Source organism: Rhodococcus artemisiae, from assembly GCF_036327795.1.
Taxonomy (GTDB): domain Bacteria; phylum Actinomycetota; class Actinomycetes; order Mycobacteriales; family Mycobacteriaceae; genus Rhodococcus; species Rhodococcus artemisiae.
This window is the reverse complement of sequence record NZ_JAUTXY010000015.1, coordinates 164,466-186,517: the sequence shown is the minus strand read 5'-3', so window position 1 is coordinate 186,517 and position 22,052 is coordinate 164,466. Positions and strand designations below refer to the sequence as shown.

General features: G+C 67.1%; 20 protein-coding genes and 3 riboswitches. Of the genes, 10 read left to right on the top strand and 10 right to left on the bottom strand.

Features of this window, described 5'->3' with window-relative positions:
* Positions 1–54: 54 nt before the first annotated feature.
* A riboswitch (cobalamin riboswitch) is annotated at positions 55–186 on the bottom strand.
* A gap of 87 nt (positions 187–273) precedes the next feature.
* The gene (locus Q7514_RS26235) at positions 274–1,203 is read left to right on the top strand and encodes a cation diffusion facilitator family transporter (RefSeq protein WP_330136191.1); all 930 of its coding nucleotides are present in this window, start codon (positions 274–276) and stop codon (positions 1,201–1,203) included.
* Positions 1,204–1,206: 3 nt separating this feature from the next.
* Here the strand turns inward: Q7514_RS26235 and Q7514_RS26230 are convergent, their stop codons facing one another.
* Positions 1,207–1,743 (bottom strand): histidine phosphatase family protein, encoded by a 537-nt coding sequence (locus tag Q7514_RS26230; RefSeq protein WP_330136190.1) that lies wholly within the window; start codon positions 1,741–1,743, stop codon positions 1,207–1,209.
* Between the two features lie 68 nt (positions 1,744–1,811).
* Positions 1,812–1,930: riboswitch (cobalamin riboswitch) on the top strand.
* Positions 1,931–1,960: 30 nt separating this feature from the next.
* On the opposite strand from Q7514_RS26230, the gene Q7514_RS26225 reads away from it, so the two are divergent.
* From Q7514_RS26225 to Q7514_RS26210, 4 genes are read left to right on the top strand one after another with little or no spacing between them, the layout of a single operon-like run.
* The gene (locus tag Q7514_RS26225) at positions 1,961–2,173 is read left to right on the top strand and encodes a CbtB domain-containing protein (RefSeq protein WP_330136189.1); all 213 of its coding nucleotides are present in this window, start codon (positions 1,961–1,963) and stop codon (positions 2,171–2,173) included.
* Positions 2,164–2,985, top strand: a complete 822-nt coding sequence (locus tag Q7514_RS26220; RefSeq protein WP_330136188.1) for a CbtA family protein — start codon at positions 2,164–2,166, stop codon at positions 2,983–2,985. The genes Q7514_RS26225 and Q7514_RS26220 overlap by 10 nt, the downstream gene beginning before the upstream one ends.
* A 9-nt stretch (positions 2,986–2,994) precedes the next feature.
* A complete protein-coding gene (locus Q7514_RS26215) occupies positions 2,995–4,488 on the top strand; it encodes a cobyric acid synthase (protein ID WP_330136187.1) in 1,494 nt (497 codons plus the stop codon).
* Complete coding sequence (locus Q7514_RS26210; protein ID WP_330136186.1) at positions 4,485–5,225, top strand: cobalt-precorrin-6A reductase; 741 nt, start codon at positions 4,485–4,487, stop codon at positions 5,223–5,225. Before Q7514_RS26215 ends, Q7514_RS26210 begins: the two co-directional genes overlap by 4 nt.
* Here the strand turns inward: Q7514_RS26210 and Q7514_RS26205 are convergent.
* On the bottom strand, positions 5,200–5,808 hold the full coding sequence (locus tag Q7514_RS26205; protein WP_330136185.1) for a hypothetical protein: 609 nt from the start codon (positions 5,806–5,808) through the stop codon (positions 5,200–5,202). The two genes, Q7514_RS26210 and Q7514_RS26205, sit on opposite strands and share 26 nt — an antisense overlap.
* 263 nt (positions 5,809–6,071) lie before the next feature.
* Between Q7514_RS26205 and Q7514_RS26200 the strand changes: the two genes are divergently transcribed.
* The 3 genes from Q7514_RS26200 to Q7514_RS26190 are packed head-to-tail and all read left to right on the top strand — an operon-like array spanning position 6,072 to position 9,274.
* Positions 6,072–6,977 carry a polyphosphate polymerase domain-containing protein gene (locus Q7514_RS26200; RefSeq protein ID WP_330136184.1) on the top strand — a complete coding sequence of 302 codons (906 nt, stop codon included), beginning with the start codon at positions 6,072–6,074 and terminating at the stop codon, positions 6,975–6,977.
* Between the two features lie 21 nt (positions 6,978–6,998).
* Positions 6,999–7,676 carry a DUF4956 domain-containing protein gene (locus Q7514_RS26195; protein ID WP_330136183.1) on the top strand — a complete coding sequence of 226 codons (678 nt, stop codon included), beginning with the start codon at positions 6,999–7,001 and terminating at the stop codon, positions 7,674–7,676.
* A gap of 53 nt (positions 7,677–7,729) precedes the next feature.
* Positions 7,730–9,274 (top strand): CotH kinase family protein, encoded by a 1,545-nt coding sequence (locus Q7514_RS26190; RefSeq protein WP_330136182.1) that lies wholly within the window; start codon positions 7,730–7,732, stop codon positions 9,272–9,274.
* Between the two features lie 69 nt (positions 9,275–9,343).
* Here the strand turns inward: Q7514_RS26190 and Q7514_RS26185 are convergent, their stop codons facing one another.
* Genes Q7514_RS26185 through Q7514_RS26170 form a run of 4 tightly spaced genes read right to left on the bottom strand, consistent with a single transcriptional unit; the run spans position 9,344 to position 15,187 of the window.
* Positions 9,344–10,258, bottom strand: a complete 915-nt coding sequence (locus Q7514_RS26185; RefSeq protein WP_330136181.1) for a cobalamin biosynthesis protein — start codon at positions 10,256–10,258, stop codon at positions 9,344–9,346.
* 5 nt (positions 10,259–10,263) lie between these two features.
* Positions 10,264–12,633: a cobyrinate a,c-diamide synthase gene (locus tag Q7514_RS26180; RefSeq protein ID WP_330136180.1), complete on the bottom strand. Its 2,370-nt coding sequence runs from the start codon at positions 12,631–12,633 to the stop codon at positions 10,264–10,266.
* Between the two features lie 44 nt (positions 12,634–12,677).
* On the bottom strand, positions 12,678–13,292 hold the full coding sequence (gene cobO, locus Q7514_RS26175) for a cob(I)yrinic acid a,c-diamide adenosyltransferase (protein ID WP_132475815.1): 615 nt from the start codon (positions 13,290–13,292) through the stop codon (positions 12,678–12,680).
* On the bottom strand, positions 13,292–15,187 hold the full coding sequence (locus Q7514_RS26170) for a VWA domain-containing protein (protein ID WP_330136179.1): 1,896 nt from the start codon (positions 15,185–15,187) through the stop codon (positions 13,292–13,294). Before Q7514_RS26170 ends, cobO begins: the two co-directional genes overlap by 1 nt.
* A gap of 34 nt (positions 15,188–15,221) precedes the next feature.
* Positions 15,222–15,413: riboswitch (cobalamin riboswitch) on the bottom strand.
* Between the two features lie 56 nt (positions 15,414–15,469).
* Here Q7514_RS26170 and cbiE point away from each other — a divergent pair.
* Positions 15,470–16,669, top strand: a complete 1,200-nt coding sequence (gene cbiE, locus Q7514_RS26165; protein WP_330136178.1) for a precorrin-6y C5,15-methyltransferase (decarboxylating) subunit CbiE — start codon at positions 15,470–15,472, stop codon at positions 16,667–16,669.
* Complete coding sequence (locus Q7514_RS26160) at positions 16,666–17,421, top strand: cobalt-precorrin-4/precorrin-4 C(11)-methyltransferase (protein WP_330136177.1); 756 nt, start codon at positions 16,666–16,668, stop codon at positions 17,419–17,421. Before cbiE ends, Q7514_RS26160 begins: the two co-directional genes overlap by 4 nt.
* On the opposite strand, the gene Q7514_RS26155 is transcribed toward Q7514_RS26160, so the two are convergent.
* Genes Q7514_RS26155 through Q7514_RS26140 form a run of 4 tightly spaced genes read right to left on the bottom strand, consistent with a single transcriptional unit; the run spans position 17,414 to position 21,945 of the window.
* Positions 17,414–18,250: a mycofactocin-coupled SDR family oxidoreductase gene (locus tag Q7514_RS26155; RefSeq protein ID WP_330136176.1), complete on the bottom strand. Its 837-nt coding sequence runs from the start codon at positions 18,248–18,250 to the stop codon at positions 17,414–17,416. The two genes, Q7514_RS26160 and Q7514_RS26155, sit on opposite strands and share 8 nt — an antisense overlap.
* 1 nt (position 18,251) lies before the next feature.
* Complete coding sequence (locus Q7514_RS26150; protein WP_330136175.1) at positions 18,252–18,737, bottom strand: (2Fe-2S)-binding protein; 486 nt, start codon at positions 18,735–18,737, stop codon at positions 18,252–18,254.
* Positions 18,734–19,624, bottom strand: a complete 891-nt coding sequence (locus Q7514_RS26145; protein ID WP_330136174.1) for an FAD binding domain-containing protein — start codon at positions 19,622–19,624, stop codon at positions 18,734–18,736. The genes Q7514_RS26150 and Q7514_RS26145 overlap by 4 nt, the downstream gene beginning before the upstream one ends.
* Entirely contained in the window at positions 19,621–21,945 is a 2,325-nt protein-coding gene (locus tag Q7514_RS26140; RefSeq protein ID WP_330136173.1) for a xanthine dehydrogenase family protein molybdopterin-binding subunit, read from the bottom strand. The genes Q7514_RS26145 and Q7514_RS26140 overlap by 4 nt, the downstream gene beginning before the upstream one ends.
* Positions 21,946–22,052: the final 107 nt, after the last annotated feature.

The following is a 22,052-nucleotide window of genomic DNA, read 5'->3' as shown; positions in this document are numbered from 1 at the left end:
GCGGGTGCACGAGCTGCCCTACTGGACTCCGTCTCGCAGACCACGGCGAATGTCGGAGTCGCGGACGCCCACGCAGGTATTCGGGCTCACCGTCGAATTCGACAGTCCACCGTTGCGGGTCAGCGCCGGAATTCGACCGGACTTCCCCTGCTGAGGGCATCAGCAACGCTGGCGTCATTATGCACACGCCGCCGGGAACGTTCGAGGTCGGGACGTAGCCGTTGAATACATGCGCATTTGTGCATACGATGACCCGGACCTGGAAGGAGGCTCATGAGTTCGGGTCACGGACATTCACACGGCATAGGCCACGGCCATGGGCAGGACGCAGGACCGTCGGACCGCACCATCCGCAGGATGGGCATCTCCCTCGCGGTTCTCGGTGTGTTCCTCCTCCTCGAAGCCGGCGTCGGACTGTGGATCGGATCGCTTGCGCTGCTCGCGGATGCCGGGCACATGCTCACCGACGTCGTCGGCGTATCGATGGGCATGGTGGCCCTCGTACTCGCCCGTCGCGGCAGCGCCGCGGCGGCCCGCACGTTCGGCTGGCACCGGGCCGAAGTCCTCACGGCGATGGCCAACGCGGTTCTGCTGCTCGGCGTCGCGGCGTGGGTGATGTACGAGGCGATCAACCGCATCGGCGACACACCCGAGATCCCCGGGGCACCGCTGATTCTCACCGCGCTGGCCGGACTCGCCGCGAACATCGTCGTCATGTTGCTCCTGCGCGCCGACGCCAAGGGAAGCCTCGCGGTGCGCGGGGCCTACATGGAGGTGCTCGCCGATGCGCTCGGTTCCGTCGGGGTTCTCGTCGCCGGTGTCCTCGTCCTGGCGTTCGGGTGGAGTTTCGCCGACGTCATCGTCGGTGTGCTGATCTCCCTGTGGGTCGTGCCGCGTGCGGTGCGCCTCGCTGCAGAATCGCTCCGCATCCTGACGCAGGCATCGCCGAGTCACCTGGACGTCGATGCCGTCCGAGCCGATCTCGCTGCCCTGCCCGGCGTGTCCGGCGTTCACGATCTGCACGTGTGGACCCTGACCACGGGAATGGACGTGGCGACCGTGCACCTCGTGAGCGACCACGACGCGAACTGGGTACTCGACTCGGCGCGCACCACGCTGTCGTCGCACGGTCTCGACCACGCGACCGTGCAGGTGGAACGAACGGTCGACGGGCGCAGATGCGAGGAGGACGTGACGTGGTGAACCTCAGCCCAGACGCAGCGTCCAACGCCCACCCCGTCCGCTGAATCGCGTCACACTCAGCGGCCGGACGTCGGCTCTCCAGAACGCCGAGGCCGGCGCTCCGAGCGCACAGACCGTCGCTGCTTTGACGACCGCCGGATGCGTGACGACCCCGATTCGCTCGGGTGACTCGTCGATGGTGTCCAGCCACGCTCCGACGCGCGCGATCAGGTCGAGGATCGACTCGCCGCCGTGCGGAGCGGACACGGGATCGGTCAGCCACGCAGCCAGTTCGACTTCCGCAACGCTGTCCATCGGCACACCCGACCACCTCGCGCAATCGAGGTCGCGCAGTGCGGGTTCGACGGTCGCCGACCAGCCCAGAGCCACTGCGGTGTCCACGGCGCGGACCTCAGGAGCCGTGAGCGCGCGATCGATCACCGGTGCCGCGACGCGTTCGAGTTCGCGTCGCCCGCGCTCGGAGATCGGATCGTCGGCCGGGAATCGCACATACTGTTGCGCGGGGGTGGAGGCGTGAGAGATCAGGAACAGGCGGGGCACGGGCACAGTGTCCCTCGAGGTGCAGTGTTCTCCGCTTGACACCGACTGACCTGCGGTGCCAAAGTTCGTCGGTACGCATGTGCCGAGGTGCAGGGAATCCGGTGAGAATCCGGGACGGTCGCGCCACTGTAGACCTGAGATCGCAGATCTCGGGAAGTCAGAAAACTCCCACGGCACGTGGCCTTTCGGATGGGACGCGTAATCCCAGGAGGTTGTCATGGCGGTAGTCCATACACCCGACGACTCACTCGGCTCGGCTGATTCACTCGGCTCGGCCGGGCTCGCTGTAGCGGTGGCCGCAACGGTGATCCTTGCCTTCGTCGTGCTCTATCTGGTCGGATTCGACCAGGGTGCGATTTCTCGCACCGGCATGTTCATGCACGAACTGATGCACGACGGCCGGCACCTCCTGGGCCTCCCATGTCATTGAGCGACACTCGGCCGACGTCGCCGGGCGGACAGGCGATCCTGTCCGGAAGTTATGTCCAGTTGTTGCTGCGTGGCCTCCTCGCCGGTCTGCTCGCGGGTCTGCTGGCCGGTGCGGTGGCATTCGTCGTCGGCGAACCCCACATCGACTCCGCCATTGCGATCGAAGAAGCCGCAGGTGAAGCGGCCGACCATGACCACGGCGGCGCCGCAGTCGTCGACGAGGAAGCGCACAGCCACGGCGACGACGCCGAGGTGAGTCGCACCGGCCAGAAGGCCGGACTGTTCCTCGCGACCAGCCTTGCCGGCCTCGCGCTCGGTGCGCTGTACGCGTCGGTGCTGCACTTCGCCCGCCGCTACACCGATTTGCCTGGCTGGAAGCTGGCGCTGACCGGTGCGGGTGCCGCGTGGCTGGCGATCGAGGCCGTTCCGTTCTTCAAGTACCCGGCGAACCCACCCGCGGTGGGCGATCCCGACACCATCAACGAGCGCACGCTGTGGTGGCTCGCCGCAGTCGTGCTCGGCCTGGTCGCCATCGCGGTGGCGGTCGCGGTCGCGAAGGCCCTCTCGAACCAGGATCTGCACACCGTCCGCATCGTCGGACCGCTGATCGCGTTCCTCGTAGTGGTGGGCCTGGGCTACCTCGTCATGCCGACCATCGACGAAGTGAGTGATGATTTCCCGGCGAGCCTGTTGTGGCAGTTCCGGGTTGCCTCGTTCACCGTGCAGGTCACCTTGTGGGCGGCACTCGGATTCATCTTCGCGTTTCTCACCGAACGTGCGTCGCGCGTTCGGGCCCGCGCGTTCGGATCATAGCCTGACGGCATGGGAACTGGGATTCTGGTTGCCGGAACGACCTCGGACGCAGGAAAGTCCGTGGTCGTCACCGGTATCTGCCGGGCACTGTCGCGCCGGGGCCTGACGGTCGCTCCGTTCAAGGCGCAGAACATGTCGAACAATTCGATGGTCGCGGTCGATGCCGCGACCGGCGACGGGGTGGAGATCGGGCGCGCCCAGTGGATCCAGTCCGTCGCCGCGCGCGCCGTACCGGAATCCGTCATGAATCCGGTGCTGCTCAAGCCGGGCAGCGATCGGCGCAGCCACGTCGTCGTGCGCGGTCTTCCCGCCGGAACTCTCGAGGCCGGTGAGTTCGCGGGCGGGCGGAAGCACCTCGCGGAGGCGGCGTTCGCCGCATTCGACGACCTGCGCAGACGTTTCGACATCGTGGTGTGCGAAGGGGCGGGAAGTGCCGCCGAGATCAACCTGCGCGCACATGATTACGTCAACATGGGCCTCGCGCGGCACGGGGAACTGCCCACGATCGTCGTGGGTGACATCGACCGCGGCGGCGTCTTCGCGTCGATGTACGGCACGCTGGCCTTGCTCGATGCCGCTGATCAGCAGTTGATCCGAGGGTTCGTGATCAACAAGTTCCGCGGCGATGTGGGTTTGCTGAAACCGGGCCTCGATTCGCTGTACGAGCTCACCGGGCGTCCCGTTCTCGGCGTCCTGCCGTGGCAACGCGACCTGTGGCTCGACTCGGAGGACTCGCTCGCCCTCACCTCGCGACCCGCACACGACGGCGACGGTGCCCTCACGATCGCGGTGGTGATGGTGCCGCGCGTCAGTAACTTCACCGACGTCGACGCGCTCTGCCTCGAACCCGATGTGCGGGTCCGCTTCGTCGACGATCCGCGTGCTCTTGCCGGTGCCGACATCGTGATCCTGCCGGGCACCCGGGCCACTCTCGCCGACCTCGAGTGGCTGCGGTCGCGGGGCCTCGACGTTGCCATCGTCGATCACGCCCGTGCGGGTGGCGCTGTGTTGGGGATCTGCGGCGGATTCCAGATGCTCGGATGCGAGATCAGCGACCCGCACGGAGTCGAGGGACATCCCGGGGCGTCAGCGCAGGGGCTCGGGCTGCTCGACGTCCGAACAGAGTTCGGGCCGGACAAAGTGCTGCGGCTGCCTTCGGGCGCCGCATTGGGTGCGCCCGCATCCGGCTACGAGATCCATCACGGGAGAGTGGAAGTCGGTGAGGCCGACGAGTTTCTCGGTGGTGCGCGCAGCGGCAACGTATTCGGCACGATGTGGCATGGAAGTCTCGAAGGAGACGAACTTCGTGTCGCGTGGCTGCGCGAGGTCGCTGCGGCGGCGGGGCGTGAGATCCGCACGGGAACGGTGAGCTTCGCGTCGGCGCGTGACGAACGGATCGAACTTCTCGCCGACATGATCGACGAACATCTCGACGTCGATGCACTGCTCTCGATGCTGACGGACGCACCGGTGTTGCCGACCCTGTCGGGAACGCTGCGATGACCGTGCTCGTCCTCGGGGGCACCGGGGAAGCGCGGGCGCTCGCAGGTGCCCTGCACGACAGGGGGGTGGATCTCGTATCGTCGCTCGCCGGCCGTGTCCGGAATCCGCGACTGCCGGTGGGGCCGGTCCGCATCGGCGGTTTCGGAGGTGTCGACGGACTCGCGAACCATCTGCGCGACAGCGGCATCGATGCGGTCGTGGACGCAACGCATCCGTTTGCCGCGAGGATCAGCGCCAACGCGGCAGCAGCCTGTGCCCGTGCGAACGTCCCGCTCCTGCGGTTGCAACGCCCCGGGTGGGCGGACGACGGCTCATGGGTGTGGGTCGACGGCCACGACGCCGCCGCCACGGCAGCCGCGACCGGCGAAGGCATCTTTCTCAGTACCGGACGCCAGACACTGGACCGTTTCGTCGGCCCGCTCGCTGGGCATCGGGTGACGGTGCGGGTCGTCGAACCGCTCGACTACGAGGTTCCGGCGTCCTGGACGGTGGTGCAGGCCCGTGGCCCCTACACCGTCGAAGGTGAGCGCAAGCTGATGCGGGACAACGGGATCGACACCCTCGTCACGAAGGATTCGGGTGGGGAACTCACCCGGGCGAAGCTCGCTGCCGCCGGTGAACTCGGGGTGCGGGTCATCGTGGTGCGTCGCCCCGAGGCTCCGGCCGGCGTCGCGGCGGTGGCATCGGTCGACGATGCCGTCGACTGGGTTCTCAGATCTGTGGCCCCTCCGATCTGAGGTCGTCGACCTTCCTCATCGCCTCTCGTAGTTCGGTGAGCCACTCGTCGGTGTGCTGGCCGGCGAGTCGCACCGTCCACTTGAGTGCGTCGGAGCGTGATCGGGCTACTCCGGCGTCGACGAGAGTGTCGAGGACCTTGCGTTCGGGCTGACGCAGTCGCGTCATGACCGGCACCGCGAGATGGGTGAACAGGACGTCGTGGCCGCCGAGCGTGACACCCCACGCGACCTTGCGACCGTAGCGGGCCTCGGCCTCGTCGGCGATGCGCATCCGTTCGGGTCGGGTGCTTTCCCGGAACCGGGAGATGCGTCCTTCGGCGACCGCGTCGGAGATGCGTCCTTCGGCGACCGCGTCGGAGATGCGTCCTTCGGCGACTGTGTCGGAGGTGTCGTCGGGTGCGGGAAGTTCGCCGGTAACGATGATTTCTTCGCGGTCGACCTCCACCGTGGCGGGCCCGGTGAACCAGTCGTCGGGAAGGCGGCCGGAGAACCATTCCTCGGCATCGCCGGCATCGGGCACATCCGCCTGTTGCCAGCCCCCGGGGCGGCCGAAGCCGTGTGAGTGTATGCGTGGATTTCGCATGATCGTCCTCCTCGGACGGATCGACGTGCAGTTTTGCACTGATTACAGTGTTGCACTGATACGTGATCGGCGCCACATTGTGGATCGAGTGCGCAGTTCTCGACATCACGACCTGGGATTTCTCGGGAAATCGCATGCAGAACTGCACTTTCGAGCTTCCGCGCGGACGTTCCCAGCGGATTGCCAGCTTCATCGAACGTTTCCTCGAGCGTCGCTTGTTGTACTCGATCCGTTCATCGAGATGCGTTGGCGAAGGGTGTTCCATGAGTGTGCTGGACCGGTTCCGGAGGGGCTCTCCCCGCGACGAAGGCGCTGCTGAGGACGTTCCCACTCGCCCGACCGGTTACCAACAGACCGCGAGCAAGCTGCATTCGTTCAACCGCTACGAGATCAAGTACCTCGTCGACGAACTGCGTGTTCCACAGCTACGGGCCGAACTGGCCGCGCGTATGGAGAACGACCCGTTCTCCCCGCGCGGCGGCTATCCGGTGACGTCGGTCTATTACGACACCCCGAGCCTGCGGTTCTACTGGGAAAAGATCGAGGGGTTGAAGTTCCGCCGCAAGCTGCGGATGCGACTCTATGGTTCGCCGCACGAGTGTACCGACGACTCGTCGGTGCAGATCGAGATCAAGCAGCGCGTCAACCGGGTGACCCAGAAGCGCCGGATCGCCCTGCCCTACGGCGCTGCGCGGAGCTGGCTCGACGACCGTCAGGACGTCGGATGCGATCCGTCGCAGCGTCCCTTCGTCAACGAAGTGACCACCCTGATCGGCAATCTCGACCTACGGCCGATCGTGACCACCGGGTATCTGCGGGAGGCGTTCGTCGGCGCCGATGCCGATCTGGGGTTGCGCGTGACGATCGACCACAGGATCCACGGCCGCGATCGCGACTTCCACTTCGCCTCGCCGGCAGAGAACCGCTTCACGATCCCGCCGAAGCTTGCGATCGTCGAGATCAAGGCGAATGAGCGTGTTCCCTACTGGGTCACGGACATGACGGCACGGCTGGACATGTCGGTGAACCGGATTTCCAAGTACTGCCAATCCGTCGAAGCATTCGGGCTCGCACCTCGATCCCGGCTGGGTGCACCCGAACTGGTGATGCCCGAGGGAATCGACGCGTACGCACCCACCGACGTCTTCCGCGCTGTTGCGGCGCGCTGACCCCGATCACAGGACCAATACATGAATTTCGATCTACAGGATCTCAGCGGGACGTTCACGACGCTCGACATCGTCGTGTCGCTGACGCTGTCGTTCGTTCTCTCGGCCATTATCGGCTGGGTCTATCGCTATACCCACAAGAACGTCTCCTACAGCCAGTCCTACGTTCAGACCCTGGTCATGGTGGGCATGGTCGTGGCGCTGATCATGCTCGTCGTCGGCTCGAACATCGCTCGGGCGTTCGCGCTCGTCGGCGCACTGTCGGTGGTCCGGTTCCGCAACGCCATCAAGGAGACTCGCGATGTCGGTTTCATCTTCCTGGTGATGGCGATCGGTATGACGACCGGTACCCGCTTCTACGTGCTGGCGATCGCTGCGACCATCGCCATCTGCCTCGTACTGGTGCTGATGAACAAGTTCAACTGGTTCAAGCTCGACGTACAGCGGCAGGTGGTGAAGGTCCAGGTGCCGCCGGAGTCCGGATACACCGACATGGTCTCCGATGTGCTGATCCGGTACTGCTCCGAGTTCGAACTGGTATCCACCGAGTCCGTCCGCGGCGGCGCCCTGACCGAGCTGTACTACACGGCAACTCTGAAGAAGGGTAAGCAATCCAATGATCTGATCACCGCATTGAACGAGGTCAACGCCGGTCAACGAGTCACCGTCCTCACCGGATACGACCAGACGGACATCTGATGGACGAGCACACGAGTGGGGGACCGCGAAAACGGTTGCGCCACCGGATTCCGATGTCCCTTCGCCAACACTGGAAGATCGCCGTAGCGCTGGTTGCCTTCGTCACGCTCGTCGGGTCGGTGTTCGGCACCAGCCGCGTCCGCCCCTACATCACCGGTGACCCCACCGTCATCGCATCAGAGATCACCGAGAACATCGCGGGCACCATCGACCTGTTCGACGCATCCGTCGACCACGAGGTGTCGATCGACATCAGCGAAGTCGAGTACAACGACATGATCGACTCGTACGTCGACGACGGCGAGAAGGAGTGGGTCACCGCCGACGTCACCATCGACGGCACGGTGATCACCGACGTCGGTGTGCGATTGAAGGGCAACTCGACGCTCTCCGCTTTGCGCGGCGGTATGGGCGGTGGCCCCGGTGGTGGCGAAGGCAGCGGCGAACCTCGCGGGGGCTTCGAACTGCCAGGGGGCTTCGAACTACCCGAAGGGGTCGAACTGCCCGAGGGCTTCGACCCTGCGGAGATGCTCGCAGGGGGCCGGGGCATGCCCGGGATGGGGGGTACCAGTATCTCGACGGACGATCCGACGTCGCTGCCGCTGCTGATCGACTTCTCCGAGAATGTCGACGGCCGCGCGTATCAAGGTATGACCCAGCTGTCGGTGCGACCGGGAAGCCCGGTACTCAACGAGGCGATGGCTCTGTCGCTCACGGACGCGACCGACCAGCCGACCCAGCGTTACGCCTACACGGTGTACTCCGTCAACGACAGCGCGACCGCCACGCGTCTGCTGCTCGAACATCCCGACGAGTCGTACGCGAACTCACTGTTCGACTCGGACGGGTATCTGTACAAGGCCGATGCGTCGTCGAGTTTCGTGTACGTCGGTGACGACCAGGCCGACTACACCGACCAGTTCACGCAGCTCAATGCCGAGGGCACGGGCGACGTCCAGCCGATCATCAGCTTCCTGAAGTGGATGGACTCAGCGAGCGACGAGGAGTTCGACGCACACCTCGCAGACCGGGTCGACGTCGACTCGTTCGCGCGGTACGTCGCCACGCAGAATCTGCTCGTGAACGGCGACGACATGTCCGGTCCCGGTCAGAACTACTACCTCTGGTACGACCTCGATACGAAGAAGATCTCGGTCGTGTCGTGGGATCTCAACATGGCGATGCAGGGCGGAACGACCGCAGGACCGAACGACACCGTGAGCATGGGCGGAGGTATGGGTGGGCCGGGCGGCATGCGCGGACAGGGCGGCCCTCCCGACGCTGCAGCGACCGGCATGGCGCCGGCCGAGGGAATGGGGACGCCACCGAACGGCGACGGCGGGGGCGGGCGCTCGATGGGTGGGAACACTCTGAAGACCAGGTTCCTCGACTCCGACGCGTTCACCGATGTCTACGAGGCGGCGTACTGGGACCTGTACGAACAGATGTACGGAAGCGGCCTGGCCTTCTCGATCCTCGACGGTCTCGCATCCCGTGTTCCGGCCAGTGACGGATTGAGCGCGGAAAGCCTGCAGTCGAGCGTCGACTCGATGCGCTCGTGGATCCAGCAGCGCACCGACGCGCTCGAGTCGCTGTAAAGGCACGATTCGAAGACAGTCACACTCGATCGACCGGAGGTGGCTGTCTTTTTCGGCCGCGGCTGCGGGCTAGCGCACGGCGCACGCCACCATCACGGCCACTGCCAGCGCACCCGCTCCGACTTCGGAAGCGAGTTGTGCTGTGCGGCCGATGTCGTCGGGCACGGGCCGGGGGCCGTCTCCGAGCGTGCCACGATCTTCGACGACACCGTGATAGATGTTCGCCCCACCGAGCCTGAATCCGAGAGCGCCCGCGAACGACGCCTCCACCGGTCCGGCATTCGGACTCGGATGCTTGTGCGCGTCGCGTCGCCACGCACGCATCGCAGCCCGCGGCTGGGGTCCCAGACCGACGGCGAGCAGCGCGGACAACCGCGCGGGCGCAAGATTGAGCAGATCGTCGAACCGTGCCGAGGCCCACCCGAACTTCTCCAGCCGGGGGGTGCGATGACCGACGCGGGCGTCGAGGGTGTTCGCCGCGCGGTATCCGAGAAGTCCGGCCGGGCCGAACAGTGCGCCCCAGAAAAGCGGTGCGACAACGGCATCCGACGTGTTCTCCGCGACCGACTCGATGGTCGCGCGGGCGATACCGTTCTCGTCGAGTCGCGACGGATCGCGTCCCACCAGGTGCGTGACCTGTACGCGAGCAGCCGCGAGATCACCCGCGCGGAGTTGGGTGTCGAGGGTGCGGGCCTCACGACCCAGGGAGCGGCCCCCGAGGACCACCCACGTTGCGCCGGCGGTGACGGCGGTAGACAGCCAGGGTCGAGACCGGGTAGCGCGGTCGGCGACCACTCCGAGCGCGGCTGCCGATCCGACGAGCACCGACGTGAATACCACACCTGCGGCGCGGTTGTCGGCGTAGAGGATCTTCTCCGTGGCGCGCGCGAGCCTGCCGAATCCGCTCACCGGATGCCAGCGGGCCGGATCCCCGAACACCTGATCGGCCGCGTATCCGAGCGCCAGGCCCGTGGCTCTCGACATGCCGCTCACGGGATCGACCGCCACGCATCCGTCAAGGCGTCGGTCACCGCCCGGTCGCGGACGGCGATCCGAACCCACTCGTCGCCGAGCCCCGGGAACGTGTCGCCGCGGCGCAGCGCGAACCCCTTCGAACGCAACGCCTCCCGTGTCCCCGGCTCGGATCGGACGAGAACGAACGGCGCGGCCGGATCTCCCGCGACCTCGAGTCCGAGACCGGTCAGCGCTTCCACGAGCGCGGCCCGGTCGGTGGCGATCTCGTCGGCGATCACGGTCGATTCTTCCGTTGCTCGCGGTGCGGCGCATGCGATCATCGCCGCTGCCGCGGGCGTCGACACCGACCACGGCGGTTGCTGCGCCGCGAGATCGGCCAGTATTTCGGGATCGCCGACGACGTATCCCGCGCGCACCCCGGGGATCGCCCAGGTCTTCGTCAACGACCGCACCGTGATCAGCCCGGAGATGCTCTCGTTCGACAGCGATTCCGTTTCCCCGGGTATCGCATCCATGAACGCCTCGTCGATCACCACGACCCGGCCCGGACGCACCAGCGACCGCAGAGCCGCCGCCGGGTGCAGCACCGAGGTGGGATTGGTGGGGTTACCGACGATCACGAGATCCGCGGCGTCGGGCACCGCGTCGGCATCCAGCCGGAACCCGTCGTCGACGCGCAGCAGCACGCGCCGCACCTTGTGGCCGGCAGCGAGGAGCGCTGCTTCGGGTTCGGTGAACTGCGGGTGCACCACCACCGGCATCCGCCAGGAGCGCGCCCGCGCGATCAACGTGAACGCTTCGGCGCCGCCCGCGGTGGGCAGCACCTCGTCGACGCTGCGTCCATGTCGTCCGGCCAGCGCGGCGCGCGCCGCGCTGGGATCGGGATAGCGGTCGAGTCCCGCGAGCGACGACCGCAGCGTCTCGTCGAGCCACTGCGGGCGCGGTCGCCGCGACACGTTCACCGCGAGATCGACGAGACCGTCGGTGGCGTCGCGGTCGCCGTGATGATGCAGGTCCGGACCCGCGACACGCGGCATCCGAGGTGGTGCCGCCACCGGCGCCGCTACCCGGGCAGCGGCGACGAAGCGCTCCGCGAGCTGCGGATGCCCGGCCCAATGTGTGTGCAGGTACGACGCGTGGAGTGTCGCGGTGGCAAAGCCATCGGGACGTCCGTCCAATAGCCACGCGGGGGAGGGGCCTGGTTCGACGGTGGTGCGGTGGAATTCGTGACCCGTCACCCGGGTACCGGCAGGTCCGAGCAGGCCGTCGGCGGGTGCGATCGCAGTGCGGTAGCCGAGTGTGAGCCGTGGCGTCATGCGGGCGGAAGCGTTCAGGGCACCGACCATGTCGGCGCCGTCGACGTCCCTGCACAGATACAGCAGTCCGGCGCATTCGGCGACGGTGGGTACCCCGCCCGCGATGGCAGCGCGAAGGTGTTCGCGCAAAGGAGCATTGGACGAGATGTCCGCCGCGTGCACTTCGGGGAAGCCTCCGCCGAGGTAGATGCCGGCGGTATCCTCGGGCAGGGTTTCGTCGCGCAGCGGGTCGAAGGTGACCGTCCGGCATCCGGCTGCGCGCAGGATCTCCTCGGTCTCGGTGTAGCGGAACGTGAATGCCCGTCCCCCTGCGACGGCGATCACGGGACCGTCGATGCCGGATCCGGGCGGCTCCCACGGTGAATCTGTCAGGTCGGGTGCAGACCGTGCGATGCGCACGACCTCGTCGAGATCTATGTGTTCCGCGATCTGCGACGCGAGCCGGTCGAGTTGCCCGGCAGCCTCGACACGTTCCTGTGCCGGTACGAGTCCCAGGTGCCGAGACGGTGCGGAGATCCCGTCGTCGCGCTGCAGTACACCGAGCACGGGGATGCCGGTGGATTCGAGTGCGGCGATCACCTCGTCCGAATGTCGCGGCGACCCGGCCTTGTTCAGGATGACACCGGCGATGCGGACACCCCGGTCGTACGACGCCATGCCGTGGACGACCGCGGCGATGGATCGCGACGCGTGCGAGATGTCGACGACGAGAATCACCGGTGCGTCCAGCAGCCCTGCGACGTGGGCGGTGGATGCGTACCCGTCGGTGCCGAGCATCCCGTCGTAGAGGCCCATGACGCCCTCGACGACCGCCATGTCGGCGCCGGTCGCGCCGTGCACGAACAGGGGCGCAACCAGGTCGTCGCCGACGAGATGCGGATCGAGGTTGCGTCCGGGCCGGCCGGTCGCGAGGGCGTGGTAACCGGGGTCGATGTAGTCGGGGCCGATCTTGTGCCCCGATACCGTGTGGCCGCCGCGACGCAACGCTGCCATGAGACCTGTTGCAACAGTGGTCTTCCCGTGCCCGGATGCCGGTGCGGCAACGACGAAGCGCGGAATCGTTACCATGCTGCACCCGCTACCATGCTGCACCCGCTACCATGCTGCACCGGCTACCATTCGATGCCCTTCTGGCCTTTTTGCCCCGCATCCATCGGGTGCTTGATCTTCGTCATCTCGGTGACCAGGTCGGCAACCTCGATCAGCTTGGGGTCGGCGCGGCGCCCGGTGATCATCACGTGTTGATGGCCGGTTCTCGACGTCAGCGTCTCGACGACCTCGTCGACGTCGATCCAACCCCAGTTGATCGGATACGTGAACTCGTCGAGCACGTACAAGCCGTGTTGCTCGGCGGCGAGACGTCGCTGAATCTCGCGCCACCCCGCGAGGGCATCGGCGGCGTGATCCTCGTCGCTGCCTTCCTTGCGTGACCACGACCAGCCCGAGCCCATCTTGTGCCATTCGATCGCGCCACCGGTGCCGCGCTCGTCGTGCAGCTCACCGAGGGTTTCGAACGCCGTCTGCTCGCCGAGCCGCCACTTCGCCGACTTCACGAACTGGAACACCGCCACCGACCAGCCCTGATTCCAACCGCGCAGGGCCAACCCGAACGCCGCGGTGGACTTGCCCTTGCCGTCGCCCGTGTTGACCATCAGCAGCGGCCGATTGCGGCGCTGGCGGGTGGTGAGCCCGTCGTTCGGTACGACCTCGGGTTGTCCCTTCGGCATCAGGCTGCTCTCCCACGCACGATCGAGGTGAGGGCGTCGGCGTGAACCTCGCCCACTTGTACATACTCGGCGCCGAGCCGGTCGGCGAGTTGCGCCGCGAGTCCCATCCGGAAGCGACCGGTTTCGGAGTCGACGACGACCGCCGCGACCCCCTGCGCCCGGAGGACATCGGCGGCCTCGAGAGAACGGGCGACCGCGTCGGTGCCCGAGGTGGCGCGTCCGTCGGTGACGACGACGAGTAACGCCCGCCTGTCCGGATCGCGCAGCCGATGACGCCGGATCGTCTCGGCGGCCTCGGCAAGGCCTTCGGCGAGCGGAGTGCGCCCCCCGGCCGGGAGTTCCCGCAGACGAGCTGCCGCGACATCGACGGAGTTGGTCGGGGGCAGCGCGACGGTCGCGCTGTCGCCGCGGAAGGTCACGAGCCCGACCGTGTCGCGGCGGCGGTACGCATCGAGCAGCAGCGACAGGATCGCTGTCTTGACCTGTGTCATCCGCTGCTTGGCGGCCATTGACCCGGATGCGTCGACGCACAGCAACACGAGGTTCGCTTCCCGGCCCTCGACGACCTTGCGTCGCACGTCCCAGCCGCGTGAGGTCAGTGCGCTGGCACGGATCGTCGCGGGGAGGTGGACCGCGCCGGTGTCGCCGGCGCGGTCGCCGACGGTGCGCCCGATGGTGGTGGCCGCCTTCGAGCGCCTGCCCGCGACACCACGCCCGGTGCGGTCGACGGAGAACAGTCGTGTCCGGTACGGATCGGCCGGCGCATCCACCGAGTTCGGAACGCTTGTGTTCGAGCCGGACGGTGGGTCGGCAGGGGAGTCTTCCGGGTCGGGCGCGCCGCCACCGTCGGGGTCGTCGTCGGGATCCAGGTCGGGATCAGGCTGCGAATCGGGCCGATTCAGCAATTCGTCGAGCAGATCATCATCGGTATCGGGGTTGTCGAACGGGTTGCGGCGCCGCCGATGCGGCAGCGCGAGCTTCGCGGCGACCGCAACGTCCTCGCGGGTCACGTCGTCACGACCGGCCCATGCCGCGTGCGCGACCGCGGTCTTGGCGGTGACGAGATCGGCGCGCATGCCGTCGACGTCGAACGCCGCGCAGATCTCGGCTATCGACACCAGAGCGTCGTCGCCCAGGCGCACCGTCGACACGCGTTCGCGCGCCGATGCGATCCGCCGGGACAAATCCTGCTCGGCCGCGGACCACTGCGCGACGAACGAGTCGGGGTCTGCGTCGAATGCCAGGCGGCGGCGCACGATCTCGACGCGCAACTGCGGGTCGCGGGGCGCTGCGACGTCGACGGCGAGCCCGAACCGGTCGAGGAGTTGAGGACGGAGCTCACCCTCCTCGGGGTTCATGGTTCCCACCAGCACGAACGTCGCGGCGTGACTCACGGACACGCCGTCTCGCTCCACCGTCGACCGCCCCATGGCGGCGGCGTCGAGCAGCAGGTCGACGAGGTGGTCGTGCAGCAGGTTCACCTCGTCGACGTACAGCACGCCGCGGTGTGCGAGCGCGAGCAGGCCCGGCTCGTACTCGGCGGTGCGAGCCGACAGTGCCTTGCCGAGGTGCAGCGATCCGGTGACGCGATCCTCGCTCGCGCCGACGGGGAACTCGACGAGCCGTGCGGGCCGGATGTGCGACGGCGCGTCGGCCGGATGCGGACCGTCGGGGCAGCGCGGATCGGGGGAGGACGGGTCGCAAGCGAACCGGCAGCCGTCGACTTCTGCGACCTGCGGCAACAGCCCCGCTTGCGCCCGCACCATCGTCGATTTGGCGGTGCCCTTCTCACCGCGCACCAGCACACCGCCGATCGACGGCGACACCGCGCACAGGGTCAGGGCCAGCGCCAGGTCGTCGGAACCGACGACAGCGCTGAACGGATACACGAGCACTCCAACCTCCACAGGCTCCCGCTGGGATGTCCACTTCGGCAACCGATCGAAGGCCGGTCTTCGGACTTCCCGGTCGAGCGTCGTGCGATCGCCTTCCCGAAATTCTCCGGTGGCTGCGCTCACGCGCATGATCGACGACTCCCGGGTCACCGCAGCGGGCCTGTGCCGGATTCTCACCGGCTTCCCGATTATCCCTGTGAAGGGCACCTTCGATGTGTCTTGCCGCGGCCGAGTCTATCCACACCCGCCCGTCTCCCGGGCCACGGGCTATCGTTCACGGCCATGGGTTCACGGATCACCGTCGTCGGAATCGGCGCCGACGGCTGGAGCAGCATGTCGGCGACCGGCCGCGAGCACGTGCTCGCTGCCGACGTCCTGCTCGGCGGCGAGCGGCACCTCGCGATGATCCCGCCGACCGACGCGGCCCGCGAGCAGTGGCCGTCCCCGCTGCTCAGCAGTCTCGACGACCTGCTGGCCCGGCACCCCGGCAGGGTCGTGGCGCTTGCCTCCGGCGACCCCTTGGTATCGGGTATCGGCTCGACCCTCATCCGTCGTCTGGGCAGGGACGCAGTCGAGGTGATCCCCGCCGTGTCGTCCGTGGCACTCGCCCGGGCCCGCATGGGGTGGTCGGCCGAGGAATGCGACACCGTCACCCTCGTCGGCCGCGACGTCGACGCGCTGCGCCGTTACCTGAGTCGAGGTCGCCGGCTGATCGTCCTGACCTCGAACTCGTCGAGCCTTCCGGAGATCGCGCGGCTGCTCGTGGGGGAGGGATTCGCCGATGCGGCAGTGACGGTGCTCGGCAACCTGGGGGCTGACGAAGACCGAATCGCCAGCACCGCAGGTGATCTCGTGGACACCGCGGGTCCGCAGCTCGGTCTCCTGTGCATCGAGTGCGTCGGGGCGGAGGGGCTGTCCACGACACCCGGACTCCCGGACGAATTCTTCGAGAACGACGGTCAGCTCAGCAAGCGACCGATCCGGGCTGCCGCGGTGTGTGCACTTGCGCCGCGACCGGGGGAACTGTTGTGGGACGTGGGAGCCGGTGCCGGATCCGTCGGGATCGAGTGGGCCCGCACCGATCCGCGTTGCCGTGCCATCGCGATAGAGAAGGACCGGATGCGCGGCGACGCGATCGCGCGCAACGCCGCCCGCCTGGGTGTGCCGTCGCTGCGGGTCGTGACCGGTGGTGCGCCCGACGCGCTGGCCGGGCTCGACGTCCCCGACGCGATCTTCGTCGGAGGTGGTGGAAGCAGGGACGGAGTACTCGAGGCCTGCTGGCATGCGTTGCGGCCGGGTGGTCGTCTCGTCGTGCATGCGGTGACCCTGGAGACAGAGGCCGTGCTGGTGCAGTGGTGGAAGAAATGTGGAGGCGAACTGTCGCGGTTGTCCGTCGAACAGGCCTCATCGATCGGAACATTCACCGGGTGGCAGTCGCTGCGACCGGTTGTGCAGTGGAGTGTCACGAAAGGCGAAAAATGACAGTACATTTCGTGGGATCCGGCCCTGGTGCCGCAGATCTGTTGACGCTGCGGGCAGTCGATCTGCTCCGCGCAGCCCCGGTCGTGCTCTACGCGGGGACGTATCTCGACGCCGAGATCCTCGAGCACTGCAAGGGCGACGCCGAACTGATCGACACCCAGCATCTCGACCTCGATCAGATCACTGCACACCTCGTCGACGCCGATCGTCGCGGACTCGACGCGGTGCGGTTGTGCTCCGGCGACCCGTCGCTGTATTCGGCGCTGACCGAACAGACCCGGCGCCTCGACGCCGAAGGCGTTGCGTGGGACGTGACGCCGGGGGTCCCCGCCTACGCTGCTGCCGCAGCGACGCTCGGTACAGAGCTGACCGTGCCGGAACTCGTTCAGACTGTCGTCCTCACGCGCACGCAAGCGCGGTCGACCTCGATGCCCGACACCGAAGCGCTCGCGCGCGTCGCGGGTCTCGAGGCGAGCCTGGTGCTGCACCTGGCCATCACCCGGATACGCGTGCTCGCCGCCGAACTCTCCGAGACCTACGGCTCGGACTGTCCGGCGGCGGTGGTGGCGTTCGCGTCGCGCCCGAATCAGATCGTGCTGCGCGGCACACTCGCCGATATTGCAGAGAAGGTCGAGGTCGCGGGGTTGAAGCACACCGCAGTGATTATTGTCGGGCGTGCCCTCGGGGTCCGGGACACACCCGACGTGGCGTGTTCACATCTCTACGATCCGGCGCGCGACCGGTCTATTTGAGCATCGCGCCGGCGTCGACCGGCAGCGAGACGCCGGTGATGAACCGCGATTCCTCGGACGCGAGGAACAGCACTGCGTTGCTGATGTCGATCGCGTCGACCCACGGGGTGGGCAGCACGTGCATCATCTGCGACAGGGGCGCGAAATCCTCCTTGGTCGGGTTCTCGAGGTCGGGTCGGAACATCTTGAACGTCGACTCGTTGAGAAGCATCGGGGTGCTCACCTGCGTCGGGCAGATGGCGTTGACGCGGATGCTCTCCTCGCCGAGCTCCATGGCGAGGGTGCGCATGATGCCGATCATGCCGTGCTTGGCGGAGACGTAGTGCCCGACGCTCGGGAGAGCCCGCAGGCCACCGACGGAGCTGGTGAGGATGATCGAGCCACCGTTGCCTGCTTCACGCATGTGCGGCACCGAGACACGCGTGGTCGCCCATACTCCGGTGAGGTTGACGTCGATCATGTCGCGCCAGCCCTTTTCGTCGAGGGCATCGAGACGATCACCCGAGCTCGCGAGACCCGCATTGGCGCAGATGATGTCGAGGCGACCGAACCGCGCGACACCGTCGTCGACGATGGCCTGCATCGCGGCCATGTCGCGGACGTCGGCCTGCGCGGCGTAGATCTTGCCGCCCGCCTTCTCGACCAGCGACACGGTCTCTTCGAGATCCTCGGGCGTCGACATCGGGATCGGCACCCCGTCCAGCTGCTTACAGACGTCGACCGCGATGATATCGGCACCTTCTTCCGCCAATCTCACCGCGTGACTGCGTCCCTGTCCGCGTGCTGCGCCCGTGATGAACGCGACCTTGCCTTCGACCCGTCCCGTCATGTCACTCCCCTGTGCTCGTTGTGGTGGCCGCGGCAGCTTTCACTGCCGCGATGATGCCCTGATATCCGGTGCATCGGCAGATGTTCCCGGACAGTGCTTCCCGGATCTCTCCGTCGGTCGGAGACGGGTTCTCATCCAGGAACGCCGTGGCCGAGACGATGAACCCCGGTGTGCAGAAACCGCATTGGAGACCGTGATGATCGCGGAATGCGGCCTGGACCGGCGACAATGTGCCGTCGTCGGACGCCATTGCTTCGATGGTGGTGACCTCGGCGCCGTCGGCCTGTACCGCGAAGACGAGGCACGCGCGTACGGCCTCGCCGTCGAGCAGGACCGTGCACGCACCGCACACGCCGTGTTCGCAGCCGAGATGTGTTCCGGTGAGGCCGCAGTCGACGCGTAGGTAGTCGGCGAGAGTCAGCCGCGGCGGCACCGAGTGGCGACGCGGGCTACCGTTGACATGAACTTCGATGTCTACATTGGTCATTCGGACCCCTCCCGGGCAGCAGTTGCCTCGTCCACCGCGCGACGCCACGCACGGGCTGTGATCGTCGCTCCCACCCGCCGGCGGTAGGCGGCGGGGCCGTGCAGGTCGTCGGAGACCGTGTCGAGCGAATCGAGTGCGCGCCGTCCGATCTCGTCGGCGTCGATCTCGCGGATGGTCCGACCGAGGAGTTCCGACTCCACCGCGGTGACGCGGACGGGCGTCGGGGCCACACCGAACAGCGTGATCGCGCATCGGTCGAGTGTCGACGCGGCATCGAGGCGGATCGCGATTGCTGCGCCGGCAAGTGCGAAGTCGCCGGCGCGTCGGGCGAATTCCTCGATCGCGAACCCGGATCGCCCGTTCCACGTCGGGAAGCTCACGCCGGTGAGCAACTCGTCGGCTTCGAGATCGGTGGTCCACATCCCGGTGAAGAACTCCGAGGCCGGGATGGTGCGGCTGCCTCGAGGTGACAAAGCCTCGATCTCGGCGTCCAGCGCCAATGCAACCGCGGGGTATTCGGCTGCGCCGTCGCCGTGCGCAATCGACCCTCCGAGGGTGCCACGGTTGCGGATCTGGAAGTGGCCGATCAACGGGGTCGCGCGGGACAGCAGCGGGACTGCGGTCGCGAGCTCGGTGGAGCGGCCGACTGTCGAGTGTGTGGTGCCCGCGCCGATCCACACCGCGTCGCCGCGCCGTTCGATGCCGCGCAGTTCTGCGAGTTTGCGCAGATCCACGAGGTGATCGAACACGGCGAGCCGCAGGTTGAGCATCGGCATCAGACTCTGCCCGCCCGCGATGAACTTTGCTTCGTCGCCCAGCCCTGCGATGAGCGCGACCGCGTCGGTAGCGGTGCCGGGTGCGTGATAGTCGAACGCCGAGGGCTTCATGCCTTCACCGCCTGGACCTCGTCGAGCATCTTGATGATCGTGGCGGGGGACAGGGGCAAGCTGGTCACTTCCACTCCGAAGGGTGCCAAGGCATCGGCGACCGCGTTGACCACGGCCGGGGACGCTCCGATCGCGCCGCCCTCACCGACGCCCTTGTAGCCGCCGGGTCCGGCGCTGGGGGATTCGACGTGCCCGATCTCGATGTCGGGAACGGTGTCGGTGGTGGGAAGCAGATAGTCCATGAACGTGGTGGTCACAGGGTTGCCGTCGTCGTCGTACGCGAGGTGCTCGTAGAGAGCGCCACCGATTCCCTGGACGGTGCCACCGTAGATCTGGCCTTCGACGATGTCGGGGTTGATCATCGGACCGCAGTCTTCTCCGACGATGAATCGGAGGATCTTCACGGCCCCGGTCTCGATGTCGACCTCGCACGTGCAGACGTGGCTGGCGTTGGCCCACAACATCATGGACGGCGAATGGTAGCGGCCGCTGGATTCGAGTCCCGGCGGCACACCCTGCGGCAGTGTCTCGGCCTGGAAGTAGGAGATCTCGGCGATCTCCTTCAACGTGATCCCGACGTTCGGGACGCCCCGCACCGTCGCGCGACTGTCCACGAACTCGATGTCCTCGACCGCGGCTTCGAGCTTGTGTGCGGCGATGGCGAGGATCCGGTCGCGCAGCACCGACGCGGTTTCCCGGACTGCTCCCGCAATCATCGACCCGGAGCGACTACCACCGGTTCCGGCACCGAACGGGGTGATCGCGGTATCGCCCTGGATGGTGTGGACATCGGCGATGTCGACACCGAGCGCATCGGCAGTGAGCTGCACGGCGGTGGTTTCGAGGCTGTTCCCCGACGACCCGCCTGCAACGTAGACATTGACCTTGCCCGAGGGTTCGATGCGAATCGTCGCACCCTCTGTGGCGTGGAACGGCGTTGCACCCGTGGTGGGTTCGATGTAGGTGCAGGTGCCGACCCCGATGTAGCGCCCTTCGGCGCGTGCGCGTTCCTGCTCCCGCCGGAATGCGTCGTAGTCGAGGATCGACAGAGCATGCTCGAACGTCTCGAGCGGCGTCGAATCGTTGTACGGCATACCCAGTGGGTTGGCGAGCGGCAGATCTGCGGCGCTGAGCATATTGCGTCGCCGGAGTTCGACGGGATCGATGTCCATCTGACGTGCCGCGACGTCGAGCAGCATCTCGCGCGCCAGGGATTCGAACTGCCACGGCCCGCGATACGCGACCCGGCCGACGGTGTTCGTGTACGTCAGCTTCATCGAGAACGCGGCGGCGGGCACTCGATAAGGTCCGGGGAACAGCATCCCGACGACCGCCCCGGACGTCACCGGCGAGGGAATCGGGTAAGCGCCGACGTTCTGGACGTGGTCGATCGAGGCGCCGAGCAGCTTGCCGTCGGCGTCGAACGCGAAACGCGCGTCGCCGCATTCCTGGCGGGCCATGCCGGCCGACATCATGTGTTCCTGTCGGTCTTCGATCCATTTCACCGCGGCCGGAAGTTTTCTTGCGGCGAGCAGCACGGCGATGTCCTCGCGCTGCGGAACGACCTTCTGGCCGAAGCCGCCACCGGTGTCTCGCATGATCACCCGGACGCTGTGCTCGTCGAGCCCGAGCAGGCGGGCGGTGAAGCCGCGGACCTCGTGCGGGGATTGAGTGGAGGCCCAGACGGTCATCTCGCCGGCCGACCATTCGGCGACGAGGCCGCGGGTCTCCATGGGGACCGCGATGTAGGCCTGCTGATGGATGGTCCGGGAGACCACGTGGGCTGCCTCGTCGAATGTCTTCGCCAGCTCGTCGGGGAGTGGACCGCCCATGGCCGCGGCGATATTCGCGGGGTGCGCGGCGTGGACCAGCTCGTCGGCCCGATCGGCGGCGGTGTAGTCGACGACCGGTGTCAGCGGGTCGTAGTCGACGGCGACGAGCTCGACCGCGTCCTCCGCGATGTACCGGTCGTCGGCCACGACCAGTGCGACGGGATCGCCGACGAAACGCACTTCGTCCTCGGCGAGCGGGGGCCAGTTCAGGGCCGGCATGTACGGCCCGTCGAGCGCGTAGGTCTGCTCGTGGATTCCGGGTGCCAGGTCGGCGGCGACGTACACCGCGTGGACCCCGTCGAGTGCGAGAGCCTCGGAGATGTCGATGTCGACGATCCGGGCGCGTGCGAACGGGCTGCGCACGAAGCATGCGTGGAGCATGCCGGGACGTGTCACGTCGTCGACGAACATGCCGGCGCCGGTCAGGAGTCGGGGGTCTTCGACTCGCTTGATGCGAGTCCCGACGTAAGCGGAAATGCTGGGCCTCATCACAGAAATTCTCACCTCGGCCTTCGGTGGATGCTGAGCAAGTGTCTAGCACCCCCCGAAGTGAGGTGTCAATCACATTCTCTTGAAGAGAGCATGTTCTTCTCGCA